Below are 15,050 nucleotides of genomic sequence, written 5' to 3'. Positions count from 1 at the left end.
GGTGATCCGCATTACCTGTGCCCCACGGCGCGACCTGCCCGCCATCGCCGCCCGTTACGGTTTTAACTTTCATATCATTGACGATGAAGTGTACTGGGATGAAACCCGCGCTTATCGCTTTACCCTGCGCCAGATTGAACAGGATATTGAAGCGCCGACCGAAGAGCTGCACCAGATGTGTCTCGATCTGGTGGATCGCGTAACCGGCGACGAAGAGCTGCTGACCGCGCTGGCAATCCCGCCGCTCTACTGGGATGCGATTGCCCGCAGCTGGCAGCGTCGTGAACCGTCACTCTACGGGCGGATGGATTTCAGCTGGGGTGGTCAGGGGCCGGTTAAGCTACTGGAATATAATGCTGATACGCCCACTTCGCTGTATGAGGCCGCCTTTTTTCAGTGGCAGTGGCTGACCGATGTGGCAGGAAAAGGGCCTGTCCCGCATGATGCCGATCAGTTTAATTCGCTGCAGGAAAAGCTGATTTCCCGGCTGGCCCTGTGGCGCAATCAGCACCCGTTGTATTTTTGCTGCTGTCAGGGGTCGGCGGAAGATCGCGGCACGGTACAGTATCTGGAAGACTGCGCAAAACAGGCGGGTCTGGCGACGCGATTTCTCTTTCTGGAAGAGATCGGGATGGGGGTTGGCGGCGTGCTGACCGATATGCAGGACCGGGTGATCGAACAGGCCTTCAAGCTCTACCCGCTGGAGTGGATGCTGCGTGATGAGTTCGGGCCGCTGCTGCGCAAGGGGCGCGAGCAGTGGATCGAACCCTTATGGAAAACCGTTCTCAGCAACAAAGGGATTTTGCCGCTGCTGTGGCGTTGGCATCGCGGGCACCCTAATCTTCTTCCGGCCTGGTTTGCCGGTGAAGTGGAAAAACCCGGCTGGCGGCTGGCGGAAGAGATGGGCAGCCAGTGGCAGGGGTTTGTCAGTAAGCCGCTGTTCTCACGCGAAGGGGCGAATATCACGCTGTACGCCGATCGCGATGGCCGGCAGACGCTGGCCAGTGAACCAGGAGAGTACGGCGATGAACCGCGCATCTGGCAGGCCAGCGCACCGCTACCGCGTTTCGGCAACGACCACACGCTGATTGGCAGCTGGATTGTCGGGGACAGTGCGGCGGGCATCGGCATTCGCGAGGATAACGGCCCCATCACGAAAGACAGTTCGCGTTTTATCCCCCATTTTATTGCCGGTTAAGCTCCGCGTAGCTGATGGATGACCTGGTTGCTGCTGCCGCGCCACAGCAGCGCCGGGTCTCTCAGCGCCTGAATGTATTTTCCGTCAATCAGCACGTCCACCTCCGCCACCACACGCTGCTGCTGCGCACTTAACGCCTCCAGCCGGTAGCCGGTCCACATCCAGATATCCTTTCCTGCACATTCGCGCCTGACCCGGCGCAGCAGCCGCCCGACATCAGCGAGATTGGCGGGATGCAGCGGGTCACCGCCGGACAGCGACAGTCCCTGGCGCGGAATACGCGTATCGTTCAGATCGGCAATCAGCTGTTCTTCCTGCCCGATGGTAAACGGTACGCCGGAGTTCAGCCGCCAGGTGCTTTTGTTATAGCAGCCGGGGCATTCGTGTTCGCAGCCGGAGACAAACAGCGTACAGCGCGTACCGGGGCCGTTAACGATATCTACCGGATAATACTGGTGGATGTTCATAGCTGACCGTTGTGCAGATGTTTCACCCGGCGTTTCACCTCTTCCTGTTTCCCGGCGTTAAACGGTCGCGCATCCGGGCTGCCGAGATAGCCGCACACCCGGCGGGTGACAGAGACGCGGGTGCTGTCATGATTGCCGCATTTCGGGCAGGTAAAGCCTTTACTGGTGCAGTCGAATTCGCCGGTGAAACCGCACTCATAGCACTCGTCGATCGGCGTATTGGTGCCGTAATAAGGCACCCGGCTGTAGCTGTAATCCCAGACGTCTTCCAGCGCTTTCAGGTTGTGCTGAATGTTGGGATACTCGCCGTAACAGATAAAGCCGCCGTTAGCGACCGGAGGATAAGCGGCCTCAAAGTCGATTTTATCGTACGGATTCACCTTTTTCTCCACGTCGAGGTGGAAGCTGTTGGTGTAGTAACCTTTGTCGGTCACGCCCGGCACCACGCCGAATTCGGCGGCATCGAGGCGGCAGAAGCGGTCGCACAGATTTTCGCTTGGCGTACTGTACAGGCTGAAGCCGTAGCCGGTTTCCTCTTTCCAGGCGTCCACGGCGGCGCGCAGGCGGGTGACAATCGCCAGACCTTTTGCCCGCAGCTGCGCATCATCGTAAGGATGAACGCTACCGCCGCTCAGCGCATTCAGCGTTTCATGGATGCCGATATAGCCAAGAGAGATCGACGCCCTGCCGTTGCGGAAAATAGAGGCCACCGGGTCATCGGCTTTCAGACGCACCCCGCAGGCCCCCTCCATATAAAGGATCGGTGCCACGCGGGCTTTCACATTTTCCAGCCGCGCAATGCGCGTCATCAGCGCCTTTTTCGCCAGCAGCAGGCGCTGGTCCAGCAGCGCCCAGAAGCGCTCTTCATCTCCCCGGACCTCCAGCGCAATACGCGGCAGGTTAAGGCTGATCACGCCGATATTGTTGCGCCCCTCGTGGATCTGCTCGCCGTTCTCCTCATACACGCCGAGGAAGCTGCGGCAGCCCATCGGCGTTTTAAACGATCCGGTGACTTTCACCACCTGATCGTAGTTAAGGATATCGGGATACATGCGCTTGCTGGCACACTCCAGCGCCAGCTGTTTGATGTCATAGTTGGGTTCGCCCGGCGAGCGGTTCAGCCCGTCCCTGATGGCAAACACCAGTTTCGGGAACACCGCCGTTTTGTGATTTTTCCCCAGCCCGGCAATGCGGTTGCGCAGAATGGACTGCTGAACCAGCCGCGCCGCCCAGCTGGTGCCAAGACCAAACCCGAAGGTGACAAACGGCGTCTGACCGTTGGCGGTATGCAGCGTATTGACTTCATACTCCAGCGACTGGAAGGCGTCATAGCACTCTTTTTCAGTACGCGAGCGGGCATAGGCTTCGACATCCGTGACCTGCCACTGCTGTGCGGTAGCACGGTGCTTCACCAGGCTGGCCTCCACAAACGGGGCCAGCACTTCGTCGATACGGTTGATGGTGGTGCCGCCGTAAATATGGCTGGCAACCTGTGCGATGATCTGCGCGGTGACGGCAGTGGCCGTCGAGATCGACTTAGGCGGTTCGATCTCGGCGTTGCCCATCTTAAAGCCGTGCGTCAGCATGCCGCGCAGGTCGATCAGCATACAGTTAAACATTGGGAAAAACGGTGAGTAGTCGAGATCGTGATAGTGGATCTCACCGCGCTCATGGGCGCTGACCACGTCGCGCGGCAGGATATGCTGGCGCGCATAGTGTTTCGCCACAATCCCGGCTAACAGATCGCGCTGGGTCGGGATCACCTTGCTGTCTTTATTGGCATTTTCGTTCAGCAGCGCCGGGTTACTCTGCTCAATCAGACCGCGAATTTCATGGTTCAGCCGGCCGCGCAGTTCACGCGCCACGTCGCGGTCGTGACGATACTCAATATAGCGGCGCGCCAGCTGCGGATAGCGGCCCGCCATCAGCTGGTTTTCCACCGCCCGCTGCACTTCGGCGATGTCCACATGTGGGCGGGTTGTCAGCAGATCGCTAATCTGGCTGGCGGCGGTGGCACAGTAATCGTCATCGTCAATTTTGGCGGCCTGTGCGGCGGCGCGGATTGCCGCGTTAATACGCGCTGGATCGAAGGCGACCTGACAGCCGTCCCGTTTGATTACCTGAGTTGCCACCGCTGTTCTCCTGTGTGGAAGACTATATGTAGTTTGCGATGGCTATGTTAATCGCTATATGTAGTGTTTGCGCGTGGAATAATGGCGATTTTATTGATTTGCAGCAAAGAACATCCGTGTCGGGAATTTCTTTCAGCGGCCGACCCGCATGATGGCAGTTGTTACTGCGCCTGAGATTTTTTGCCGCTCTGAAGTGCTGTCGCGGTTGCATTCAACCCTGAGGAATTACTACTATTGTCGGTTGCTGTGGAGCGAACCCTGCTTCGCTCTGGTTACTCAGGATACTGCCCGATGTCGTCCGTCGCTTATAACGAAAAACAGATCATGCGCTGGCTCGGTGCCCGCACCGTTGCCCGTGCGCGCGATCTGGTCGCCAGCGTACAGAACTTACAGTGGCAGAATAACCTGCTGACCGCGGAAGTGCCGGGGCGTAAAGCCGAACCTTTCAACGTGATCGTGCATTTCAGCCGCCCGCAGGGCAGGCTGCTCGCCAGCGGTGAATGCAGCTGTGCGGTGCAAAACAACTGCAAACACGTCGCGGCAGTGATGCTGGCTAATCTCCAGCCGCGCCAGCCTGAAACTGCGGTCGCACTGAAAACAATCCAGGCGACGCCCGTGCCGGTGCTGCAGCTGCAGTCGCGGGCAAAATTTATCAGCGGTTACGGCCACTATGGTCACCGTCAGAAACGTCTCGACTTTGCCTCAGTAAGCTTTGATTACGCCGGAGTCAGCGTGGATGCCTGCAGTCGCGCAGAGAGCTTCACCGACCGCACGGGGCTGCGCTATCACGTCCGGCGCCAGACGGATGAGGAACAGTCCTGGCTGGCACAGATCGATGCCGCCGGACTGAACGCCATTCCTGCCGGGCATATCTATACGCCGGCACCGCTGCCGCCCGCTATCTTTGCCCCGGCCACGGCACCCCAGTGGCGCGATTTCATCAAAAAAGGTCTGCCCGCGCTGCGTAAACGCGGCTGGCGCATCAGCATGGATGACGACTTTACCTGGAATGTTTCCGAGGTGGACGCGATAGAAGGGCGTGCCATTCAGGGGGAGGATGGCTGGTTCGATCTGGAACTGGCGATGAAAATAGGCCGTCGCCGCGTGCGCCTCGAACCGCTGCTGGCGAAGCTGTTTGCCCGCGATCGCCGCTGGATGTCGGGAAATCTCAGCCTGATTGACGATGATGAACAGTTTGAACTGCGCGATGACCATAACCAGCGCCTGCTGTTCCGTGCCGCGCAGCTGAAGCCGCTGGTGGGCAACCTGATCGATCTGTTTTCCTCACCGCAGCCGCTGCGCCTGGCTGCCTGGGATGTGGGCCGGCTCAGCGAGTCTGGCGATCGTCAGCGCTGGATTTTTGACGGTGACAACGCCGTGCATCAGCTGGCGGAACGGCTGAACGGCCACAGCGGCGTTCAGGCGATTGCTCCCCCGGCGGGTTTGCAGGCCACTCTGCGAGATTATCAGCAGCAGGGGGTCAACTGGATGCAGTTTCTGCGTCAGCATCAGCTGGCGGGCGTGCTGGCTGATGATATGGGGCTGGGGAAAACCATCCAGACGCTGGCGCATCTGCTGCTGGAGAAAGAAGCCGGGCGTCTCGACCGCCCGGCGCTGATCGTGGTGCCCACCACGCTGGTGCACAACTGGTGCTGCGAGGCCAGACGTTTTACACCCGGCCTGCGCGTGCTGGCGCTGACCGGCCCGCAGCGCAAAGATTTCTATGACCAGATGGAACAGTATGACGTGGTGATCACCACCTACTCTCTGCTGTGGCGCGATCAGCCGCAGCTGGTGGCGCACTATTATCACATGCTGATCCTCGATGAAGCCCAGTACGTCAAAAACAGCGCTTCCCGCGCCGCGTCGGTGATCCGTACCCTGAAGACGCGGCACCGCCTGTGCCTGACCGGGACGCCGCTGGAAAATCATCTCGGCGAGCTGTGGTCGCAGTTTGATTTTCTCCTGCCCGGCTTCCTCGGTAGCGAACGCGACTTTACCCAGAACTGGCGAATTCCGGTAGAGCGTAACGGCGATAAAGCGCGTCGCGAACTGCTGGCAAAACGCGTGCGGCCCTTCATGCTGCGCCGCCGCAAACAGGAAGTGGCGAAAGAGCTGCCGCCAAAAAATACCATTGTACGCAGCGTGCCGCTGGACGGGGCGCAGCGCGATCTGTATGACCAGGTGCGGGAAGCGATGCAGGACCGGGTGCAGCTCGCCGTGCAGCAGCAGGGGCCGGGCCGCAGCCACCTGCTGGTGCTGGATGCGTTGCTGAAACTGCGGCAGATCTGCTGCGATCCGCGCCTGCTGTCCGACCCGCGTGCGGAACGGGTGAAGCAGTCAGCCAAGCTGGCACTGCTGCGCGAGATGCTGCATGACCTGCTGGCAGAAGACCGGCGTATCCTGATCTTCTCGCAGTTCACCACCATGCTGGGCATTATCGCGGAAGAGTTACAGAAAGCGCGCATTCCTTATGTGATGCTGACCGGCAGCACCCGCGACCGAAATGAACCGGTGCGCCGTTTTCAGGAGGGGGAGGTGCCGGTGTTCCTGATCAGCCTGAAAGCGGGCGGCGTCGGGCTGAACCTGACGGCGGCAGATACGGTGATCCACTACGATCCCTGGTGGAACCCGGCGGCAGAAAATCAGGCTACCGACCGTGCGTATCGCCTCGGACAGGACAAGCCGGTGTTTGTTTACAAGCTGATCGCCGCCGATACCATCGAAGAGAAGATCGTCGCCATGCAGCAGCAGAAAGCGGATCTGGCTGGCGAGATCCTCGACGACGAGCTGAGCGAACCGGGCCAGTTCAGCCCCGACGATCTGACGGCGCTGTTTTCCTGAATCATGCGGGGCGACCGGAAGAGAAGGTCGCCCCTGCGGCATCCCCTAATGGGTTTTCTGATACCACCATACCGCTTCCCACGGGCGCAGCATCACTTCGCCGGGGGTGACGTGCGTATCCGGATAATTACTGATTAACACCTCCCAGTGTCCGCTCCAGGCGGGCGGATGCCAGACCTGCGTTTCGCCGCTAAAGTTGGTCGCCACCACCAGCGTTTCTCCCTCTGCGCGGCGGCAGTAACACCACAGGCGTGGATGTTCAGGCAGCAGGTCGAGATAATCCCCGTAGGTCAGAATGTGGTAGGTTTTGCGCAGCGCAATCAGCTTCTGATAGCAGTAAAACACCGAGTCGGGGTCAGCCAGTGCGGCCAGCGCATTCACGCTGTCCACATTGTCGCCCATACCAATCCACGGCGTGCCCTGGGTAAACCCGCCGTTGTCACTGCTGTCCCACTGCATCGGTGTGCGCCCGTTGTCGCGCGACTTGCTGGCGAGAATGGCCAGCAGGTTATCGCTGTCACGCCCCTGAGAACGCAGCTCGGCATACATATTGTGGCTTTCAATATCGCGATAATCGATGATGCGGGTGAAATGCGGATTGGTCATTCCCAGCTCTTCCCCCTGGAAAATATACGGCGTGCCCTGCATGCCGTGCAGCGCCAGGGCCAGCAGCTTGGCCGACTCCACCCGCCAGGTTACCTCATCGCCCCAGCGCGACACCACCCTGGGCTGATCGTGGTTACACCAGAACAGCGCATTCCACGCCTGGTTGTGCATACCCTGCTGCCAGTGGGTAAATATTGCCTTCAGCGCCACCAGGTTGAGCGGCGTCAGCGTCCACTTCTGGCCCTGGTAGAAATCCACTTCCACATGGTCGAAGCTGAACACCATCGACAGCTCTTCGCCACTCAGCGCGCCGTATTGCTGGCAGTGTTCCAGGGTCGCCGATGACATTTCGCCCACCGTGACCAGCTGGCGGGGAGTAAACACCTCGCGGCTCATCTCCTGCATAAATTCATGAATACGCGGGCCGTCGGTATACAGCCGCAGGCCATCGCCACCGGGATCGTCAGGGAAGTCCTGCTGCTTGGAGACCAGGTTAATCACATCCAGGCGCAGCCCGTCGATGCCGCGGTCGGCCCAGAAGTTAACCACCTGCTTCAGTTCCGCCCGCACGCTGTCGTTTTCCCAGTTCAGCTCCGCCTGCTCCGGTGCCCACAGGTGCATATAGTACTGACGGCTTTCAGGGTGCCAGCGCCAGGCGCTGCCGCCAAACTTTGACAGCCAGTTATTTGGCAGCTGGCCGGGAGCGCCGTCGCGCCAGATATAATAAGAACGATAGGGGCTTTGCGGATCCAGCGCCTCGTGGAACCAGTGATGCTGAGTTGAAGTATGGTTAAACACCATATCCAGAATAATGCGCATCCCGCGACGGTGAGTTTCTGCCACCAGATTATCGAAATCATTCAGGGTGCCAAACTGCGGATCGATGGCGGTGTAATTTGCCACGTCATAGCCGTTATCCACCTGCGGTGAAAGATAAAACGGCGTCAGCCAGATGGCATCGACGCCCAGCGTTTGCAGATAGTCCAGCCGCTGGATCACGCCCTGCAGGTCGCCCGTACCGCTGCCGGTAGTGTCCTGAAAGCTCTTGGGATAGATCTGATAAATCACGCCGTTCTGCCACCAGTGGGGAGCGTTTGTCATTAATAAATCCTGATATCCGGTAGGTTGCTGAGAGCGTTGTTCCCTAAGATTAGCCACAGAGAGACAATTACGCACAGTATGTACCGATATAAGACAGCGCTGAGCAGGAATCGGGTGCCGGGGCCGCTTTGATGATGTGTAACTTGATGTGAATCGCGAATTATGTTTTAAGAGTGCATCACAAAAAAAGGATGTTCTGATATGCCATGGTCCCTGCGCCCCCTGCTGCTTACCTGTTCTCTGCTCCTGTCGTTCACCGTCTCTGCCAGCCCGGCAGGATCGCTGCCGCTGATGCCGTGGCCGCAGCAGGTGGAACAGCCGCAGGGTGGGGGAGAGCTGGCCCTGACGACCCCGCTGGCGATTCAGGTTCAGGGCGACAATCTGCAGGAAGCGCTGCCGCGCTGGCAGAAACGGCTGGCGCGCCAGACTGGCAACCCGGACCTGCCGGTTTCCGCCAGCGCCACGTCATTACAGATTCGTATCGCGCATCAGGTCGCGCCCATCCCGCAGCTGGAGAGCGATGAGAGCTACCGGCTGGTGGTCAGCGCCGACGGCATCGTACTGGAGGCGGCAACCCGCTTTGGCGCGATGCGCGGCATGGAAACGCTGCTGCAGCTGGTGCATAACGGCAGCGTACCGCTGGTGACGATTAACGACCGTCCGCGCTTCCCGTGGCGCGGTATCCTGATTGATTCTGCCCGCCACTTTTTGCCCGTCGAGACGCTGAAGCGCCAGATTGACGGCATCGCTGCGGCGCGTATGAATGTCTTCCACTGGCATCTGACCGACGACCAGGGCTGGCGCTTTGCCTCAACCCATTATCCCCAGCTACAGGAAAAAGCCAGTGACGGCCAGTGGTACAGCCAGCAGCAGATGCGCGACATCGTCAGCTATGCGGCCAGACGCGGCGTGCGCGTGGTACCGGAAATAGACTTCCCCGGCCATGCCTCTGCGCTGGCGGTGGCGATGCCGGAGCTGATGTCAGCACCGGGACCTTACCAGATGGAGCGCGGCTGGGGCGTATTTACCCCGCTGCTCGACCCGTCAAATGAGCAGGTTTATCAGTTTATCGATACGCTGGTGGGGGAAGTGGCCGCCATATTCCCTGACCCCTGGCTGCACATCGGCGGCGATGAGGTTAATCCCAGCCAGTGGAATGAATCCGCCACGATCCGCCAGTTTATGCAGCAGAAAGGGCTGGAGGACAGCCATGCGCTACAGGCGTACTTTAATCAGCGGGTGGAGAAGATCCTGGAAAAACACCAGCGGCGCATGGTCGGCTGGGATGAGATTTACCATCCCGACCTGCCGCGCAGCATACTGATCCAGTCCTGGCAGGGGCCGGATGCGCTGGGTGAAGTGGCAAAGAATAACTATCGCGGCATCCTCTCTACCGGGTTCTACCTTGACCAGGCGCAGTCAGCGGCCTTCCACTACCGCAATGAGGTCTGGCCGCAGGGGCTGAACGACGCGGACCGGCTGCGGGACGGGGAAACGGCGCAGAGCTGGCAGTTTACGCTGCCCCGTCTGAAGGGCAATCCGCTGAGCGGCAGCTTTACCCTGATCGATGCCGTTGGCGGCTGGCGCGGTTTTATTGATTTTGACGGCCGCGCGCGCCGCATGGTGCGGGAAATTCGCTGGCTCTCGCCCACTCAGTTGACCTTCCGCGTTGACAGCTGGATGGGGGAGCTGCGTCCGGTGATGACCCTGACCGGGGACAGAATGAGCGGCTACTGGCGCATTGCTAACGTGCGTTACCCGACGGTCGGTAGCCGTCTGGCGACGGTTCCTGCGGGGATCCGGCCTGCGCTGCCGGACGACGCGCAGCTGAGGAATAATCTGCTGGGCGGAGAGGCGGCACTGTGGAGTGAAATGGTCGATGAGAACGTGATTGACGTGCGTCTGTGGCCCAGGGCGTTTGTGGTCGCCGAACGCCTGTGGTCGGCTTCTGACGTCACCGATGAACAGAATATGTATCAGCGCCTGGCGGCGGTGGACGGCTGGTCGGCGGTATCGGTCGGGCTGCAACAGCATACGCAGGCGCAGGTGCAAATGACGCGGCTGGCCAACAGCAGTGACACCCTGGCGCTAGAGATTTTCGCCCAGGCGCTGGAACCGGCGCAGTGGTATACCCGCCAGCATCTGAAATATCGCGCCGGGCACTACACTCAGGCAGAGCCGTTAAACCGGCTGGCCGATGTGTTACCGGCCGAGAGCAACAGCGTGCGCGAACTGGACCGTCAGGTGGATGCGTTAATCGCTAACCGGGGGGACACCAGAGCGGCGCAGGCCATCCGGCGTCAGCTGGAGCAGTGGCGGCAAAATATTCCCCAGGTTGCCCCTGTGCTGACCCGAAACCCGCAGCTGCGGCCGCTGATGCCGGTGGCCGGGCAGGTAGCAGAAATCAGCCAGATCGGCCTGTCACTGCTGGATGCGATGGAAAATGAGCGAACGTTCGGGGCGCGTGAGGTGGCTAAAATGCATCAGCGTCTGGATCAGGCCGCGCTGGTGCAGGATGAAGTGGTGGTCGCGCTGGTCTATCCGATCGAAAAATTACTGCGCTACGGGAAATAACGGCGGGTCGATCGTTGATCGGCCCCTACAAAGGGGCCGTGAAGCAAGCGCCGCTTAACGACGAACGGCAATCGCTTCGATTTCGATTTTCACATCTTTCGGCAGACGCGCCACTTCCACGCAGGAACGCGCCGGGAAGCTGGCCCCGTGCCCGGTAAAGAAGGCTTCATAGGCGGCATTCATCGTGGTGAAGTCGTTCAGATCCTTCACAAACACCGTCGTCTTCACAATATCGCCAACTTTCAGGCCTGCGGCTTCCACAATCGCCCGCACATTTTCCAGCGACTGGCGGGCCTGAGCGGCAATATCGTCCGGCACAGTACCGGTTTTGGGATCGACCGGGATCTGACCGGAGGTGATAATCATGCTGCCAAGATCGACACCCTGAACGTAAGGACCGATAGCGGCTGGCGCGTTTTCTGTACTGATTTCGCGAGACATAGTTTCTCCTGAATGTGTCTGATAGTCGTGGGCGTTCCCATCCTGCCCACCGTTGCGGGGAAATGCAAACGGCTTCAGCCGTTCGCCATCACCACATAGTGTGCGAATTCTTTCTCGCAGTATTTGCACTTCAGGTGCAGTTCATCCTGACGCTGTTTCACCGCAAAGCTGGAAAACACCGGTTCCGTGCGGCTGATGCAGTTGCTGTTCGGGCAGGTCAGCACGCGCTCAATACGATCCGGCAGCGTCGGGGCAATCTTCGCCACCACGTTGTAATCATCAATGCGGTTAACCGTGGCATGCGGGGCATAGACCGCCAGCTGGTTGATCTGGTCATCGGTCAGGAAGGTGTTCTCGATTTTGATTAAATCTTTGCGTCCCAGCTCGCCGGAGGGCAGATTCAGGCCGATGGTGATGCGCTGGTCGGTTTCCGTCAGGCGGAACAGGGACAGCAGCTTAAAGCCGACCTGGGCCGGGATATGGTCAATCACCGTGCCGCGTTTAATCGCTTCAACCTGTAATTTATTATCTTGAGTCATGTGGTTATCCCCTTACAGAACCGGTTCGCTGTTCAGTACCAGCGCCAGAAGCGCCTGGCGTGCATAAATCCCGTTACCCGCCTGCTGGAAATACCAGGCGTGCGGCGTGCGGTCAACGTCGGTGTCGATTTCGTCAATGCGCGGCAGCGGATGCAGCACCTTCATATTTTCACGGGCACCGGCCAGGTCGGCGGCGCGCAAAATAAACTGGGCTTTGACGTTGGCGTATTCGGACGGATCCAGACGCTCTTTCTGCACGCGGGTCATGTAAAGAATGTCCACCTGCGGAACCACTTCTTCAATACTGTCGTGACGCGTCCAGATAATGCCTTTTTCGTCGAGCATATCGGTGATGTAGGCGGGCATCGCCAGCGCATCCGGGGCGATAAAGTAGAAACGGTTGCCCTCAAACTTCGCCAGCGCCTGCGTCAGCGAGTGTACGGTGCGGCCATATTTCAGGTCACCGACCATGGCCACACTGAGGTTGTTCAGGCGGCCCTGGGTTTCCTGCAGGGTAAACAGGTCGAGCAGCGTCTGTGTCGGGTGCTGGTTAGCACCGTCACCCGCGTTCAGTATGGGCACGCCGCCGGAAAACTCCGTGGCCAGACGCGCCGCGCCCTCCTGCGGATGGCGCATGACAATCGCATCGACATAGGTGCCGATAACCGAGATGGTGTCCGCCAGGGTCTCGCCCTTCTTACCCAGCGAGGTGTTGCCGCCGTCGGCAAACCCGACCACCGACGCGCCAAGGCGGTGCATCGCCGTTTCAAATGAGAGGCGGGTACGGGTAGAGGCTTCAAAGAAGCAGCTGGCGATCACGTTATGTTTCAGCAGCTCAGGCTGTGGATTCGCCTTCAGGCTGGCGGCGGTACGCAGCACCAGCTCCAGCTCTTCACGGTTGAGATCGTTAATTGAAATAATATGTTTGTGATACAGGGGGTTAGCCATTTCCACTCCTTACTCTACGCGGGCGGGCCTGAAATTCGGGCAAAAAAAAGCCCCTCAATGAGGGGCTTTTCTTAACGATCGTTCATGCTACGGGAGGAAAAACGGTGCTGCCCGCCGGTAAAACGGCGCGTCAGTACGGCTTGATTAACGTGACTCAGTTTCATGCATCCTCCCGGCAAATCGCCGCAAAGTATACGTCATTTATCGCCGACTTCAAGATGCAAACTCACGGTTTGTTGACGAGTCATGCCAGGTCTGGCTGCCCGTCGGGGGCATAACCAGTGCCAGAACCGCGCGCTGGAGCTGAAGGGTTCTGAGCGTATTACGCGGGGCGATCCAGATACTGTTATTAGTGGCCACAATACCCAGCACATCCTCTAAGTGAGCATGTTCAATCACTCTGGCGACGGCGCGAGCGTAGCCAGGTACCACATGAGCGATAACAAATTTTTCGTTGTAATCGACACTCAGCACCATCGCGGACAGCGGGCTGATAGCGTCAGGTTTGCTCTGGAAATGCGGGCTGAGAGTGTAAGTCCGCTCTCCTCTGGCGTTGACGGTTTTAATGACGTCAAGCAGCGCCAGTAATCTTGATACGGTGGACTGGCTGATCTCAGGGTAGCCCTGCTGCTGAAGGGCCAGCCTGATTTGCTGCTGGCTGTGAAAGCTCTGGTTCGCAATCAGCTGGCGACAAATCATCAGCTGAGCCTGCTCTCTCTCTCGTGTTGCCGTAGATTTTTTAGACATAACATTCAGGCTCGCTTATCAGGCTAAAGGACAGCCCCCAGAGAAAGAACGGCAAGAAGTAACACCAGCAGGATCAATAACAAAGGGAAAACCCATTTCACCCAGCGCACATAAGGCACGCGGGCAATGGCCAGCCCCCCCATGACGACGGCTGAGGTGGGGGTGATCAGATTGACCAGGCCGGAAGCGGACTGATAGGCGGTGACCACCAGCTCCCGGCTGATGTGCGCAAAGTCGGCGAGTGGCGCCAGGATAGGCATAGTTAATACGGCCAGACCGGAGGAAGAGGGCACCAGAAATGAAAGTACGGCTTCCAGCATAAACATCACGCCGATAAAGGAGACCGATGGCAGCCCTGTGACGACCTTTTCTGCAGCATGTAACACGGTGTGGGTAATCATGCCGTTGTCCATCACCACCACGATGCCCCTGGCAATACCGATGATGAGCGCCACGCCCAGCAGATCGCGTGCGCCATCAATAAAGGTGCCGGTGAGCTCCGCTTCGCTCATTCTGGCAATCAGTCCGATGATGATAGCGGCCACCAGAAAGACGCCAGAAATCTCGGCCATCCACCAGCCTTGAAAGGACACGCCGTAAATCATCACGGCAAAGGCAATGGCGAAAATCAGCAGAATAAGCTTGCGGGTGGGGGTAAATTCCAGCGAACCGCCAGAGAGCGGAGTCCGCAGAAAGAACGCGCGATGTTCTTCCTGAAGATCGGCAACGATCGACTGCGAGGGATCGTGGCGCACTTTTTTGGCATAGCGCATCACCCAGGCCACACAGATGACCCAGCCCACCACCAGTATTACCAGGCGTAAACCGCTCCCGGCGGTGAAAGAGATACCGGCTGCATTGGAAGCAATCACCGTGGCGAAAGGATTGATGGTCGATCCCAGCGTGCCAATCCCGGCCCCCAGCATGACGGTAGCGGCGGCGACGACCGAATCAAAACCGGCGGCCAGCATGATGGGAACCATCAGGGAGTAAAAAGGCAGCGACTCTTCGGCCATGCCGTAAATGGTGCCTCCCGCGGCGAAAAGAGCCATCAGGATCGGTATCATCCACTCCTCTTTACCGCGCAGGCGCTGCGTGACTCTTTCAATCCCGGCATCAATCGCGCCGGTTTTGTTGACGATGCCTAGAAATCCCCCGATGAACAGGATAAACAGCGCGACGTCAATCGCCCCGGCCTCGTTAGTTTTATGGTTGTAGAATCCATCCCCAGGTGCCAGGACAATGTCTGCCAGCCCCTGAGGTTGCTGAACGACAGGTTGCCAGGTTCCTGCAATCGGGACTTCCTTATTCAGAACCGTGTTCATCTCCATCTGGTATTGTCCCGCCGGAACAATCCATGTCAGACCGGCGACCAGCGCAATTAACACCAGCAGAATGCTGTAGGCCGACGGAAAAGTGAATTTATGCATAACGTCTTATCCTTTGTCGTTAT

Annotated in this window: 11 protein-coding genes; 3 read left to right on the top strand and 8 right to left on the bottom strand. The window is 58.8% G+C overall.

Features of this window, described 5'->3' with window-relative positions; translation table 11 throughout:
- Position 1: 1 nt before the first annotated feature.
- A complete protein-coding gene (locus ABEH87_RS17915) occupies positions 2-1,198 on the top strand; it encodes a glutathionylspermidine synthase family protein (protein WP_346578300.1) in 1,197 nt (398 codons plus the stop codon).
- On the opposite strand, the gene nrdG is transcribed toward ABEH87_RS17915, so the two are convergent.
- Positions 1,195-1,665 carry an anaerobic ribonucleoside-triphosphate reductase-activating protein gene (nrdG, locus tag ABEH87_RS17910; RefSeq protein ID WP_346578298.1) on the bottom strand — a complete coding sequence of 157 codons (471 nt, stop codon included), beginning with the start codon at positions 1,663-1,665 and terminating at the stop codon, positions 1,195-1,197. The two genes, ABEH87_RS17915 and nrdG, sit on opposite strands and share 4 nt — an antisense overlap.
- Positions 1,662-3,797, bottom strand: coding sequence for an anaerobic ribonucleoside-triphosphate reductase (nrdD, locus tag ABEH87_RS17905; protein ID WP_346578297.1), 2,136 nt, complete (start codon positions 3,795-3,797; stop codon positions 1,662-1,664). The genes nrdG and nrdD overlap by 4 nt, the downstream gene beginning before the upstream one ends.
- Positions 3,798-4,088: 291 nt before the next feature.
- Between nrdD and ABEH87_RS17900 the strand changes: the two genes are divergently transcribed.
- Complete coding sequence (locus tag ABEH87_RS17900) at positions 4,089-6,641, top strand: DEAD/DEAH box helicase (protein ID WP_346578295.1); 2,553 nt, start codon at positions 4,089-4,091, stop codon at positions 6,639-6,641.
- A 45-nt stretch (positions 6,642-6,686) separates the two neighbouring features.
- Here the strand turns inward: ABEH87_RS17900 and treC are convergent, their stop codons facing one another.
- A complete protein-coding gene (treC, locus tag ABEH87_RS17895; RefSeq protein WP_346578294.1) occupies positions 6,687-8,348 on the bottom strand; it encodes an alpha,alpha-phosphotrehalase in 1,662 nt (553 codons plus the stop codon).
- Positions 8,349-8,549: 201 nt separating this feature from the next.
- Here treC and ABEH87_RS17890 point away from each other — a divergent pair, with 201 nt between their 5' ends.
- Positions 8,550-10,922 carry a family 20 glycosylhydrolase gene (locus ABEH87_RS17890; RefSeq protein WP_346578293.1) on the top strand — a complete coding sequence of 791 codons (2,373 nt, stop codon included), beginning with the start codon at positions 8,550-8,552 and terminating at the stop codon, positions 10,920-10,922.
- 54 nt (positions 10,923-10,976) lie between these two features.
- Here the strand turns inward: ABEH87_RS17890 and ridA are convergent, their stop codons facing one another.
- The 5 genes from ridA to ABEH87_RS17865 form a co-directional block, all read right to left on the bottom strand.
- Entirely contained in the window at positions 10,977-11,363 is a 387-nt protein-coding gene (gene ridA, locus ABEH87_RS17885) for a 2-iminobutanoate/2-iminopropanoate deaminase (protein ID WP_346578291.1), read from the bottom strand.
- A gap of 74 nt (positions 11,364-11,437) precedes the next feature.
- Entirely contained in the window at positions 11,438-11,902 is a 465-nt protein-coding gene (gene pyrI, locus ABEH87_RS17880) for an aspartate carbamoyltransferase regulatory subunit (RefSeq protein ID WP_346578289.1), read from the bottom strand.
- A 12-nt stretch (positions 11,903-11,914) separates the two neighbouring features.
- A complete protein-coding gene (gene pyrB, locus ABEH87_RS17875; RefSeq protein ID WP_346578287.1) occupies positions 11,915-12,850 on the bottom strand; it encodes an aspartate carbamoyltransferase in 936 nt (311 codons plus the stop codon).
- 213 nt (positions 12,851-13,063) lie between these two features.
- Complete coding sequence (locus ABEH87_RS17870; RefSeq protein WP_346578286.1) at positions 13,064-13,597, bottom strand: ArgR family transcriptional regulator; 534 nt, start codon at positions 13,595-13,597, stop codon at positions 13,064-13,066.
- Between the two features lie 23 nt (positions 13,598-13,620).
- On the bottom strand, positions 13,621-15,027 hold the full coding sequence (locus ABEH87_RS17865; protein WP_346578284.1) for a YfcC family protein: 1,407 nt from the start codon (positions 15,025-15,027) through the stop codon (positions 13,621-13,623).
- Between the last annotated feature and the right edge of the window lie 23 nt (positions 15,028-15,050).

Source organism: Erwinia sp. Eh17-17, from assembly GCF_039675725.1.
GTDB lineage: Bacteria > Pseudomonadota > Gammaproteobacteria > Enterobacterales > Enterobacteriaceae > Erwinia.
Note: the sequence above shows the minus strand (reverse complement) of the source record. Positions and strands in the feature narration are given on the sequence as shown.

Bases quoted from the DNA above. Each gene is read 5' to 3' on its own strand.
- nrdG (WP_346578298.1), bottom strand. From the start codon at position 1,665: ATGAACATCCACCAGTATTATCCGGTAGATATCGTTAACGGCCCCGGT.
- ABEH87_RS17900 (WP_346578295.1), top strand. From the start codon at position 4,089: ATGTCGTCCGTCGCTTATAACGAAAAACAGATCATGCGCTGGCTCGGT.
- treC (WP_346578294.1), bottom strand. From the start codon at position 8,348: ATGACAAACGCTCCCCACTGGTGGCAGAACGGCGTGATTTATCAGATC.
- ABEH87_RS17890 (WP_346578293.1), top strand. From the start codon at position 8,550: ATGCCATGGTCCCTGCGCCCCCTGCTGCTTACCTGTTCTCTGCTCCTG.
- ridA (WP_346578291.1), bottom strand. From the start codon at position 11,363: ATGTCTCGCGAAATCAGTACAGAAAACGCGCCAGCCGCTATCGGTCCT.
- pyrI (WP_346578289.1), bottom strand. From the start codon at position 11,902: ATGACTCAAGATAATAAATTACAGGTTGAAGCGATTAAACGCGGCACG.
- pyrB (WP_346578287.1), bottom strand. From the start codon at position 12,850: ATGGCTAACCCCCTGTATCACAAACATATTATTTCAATTAACGATCTC.
- ABEH87_RS17870 (WP_346578286.1), bottom strand. From the start codon at position 13,597: ATGTCTAAAAAATCTACGGCAACACGAGAGAGAGAGCAGGCTCAGCTG.
- ABEH87_RS17865 (WP_346578284.1), bottom strand. From the start codon at position 15,027: ATGCATAAATTCACTTTTCCGTCGGCCTACAGCATTCTGCTGGTGTTA.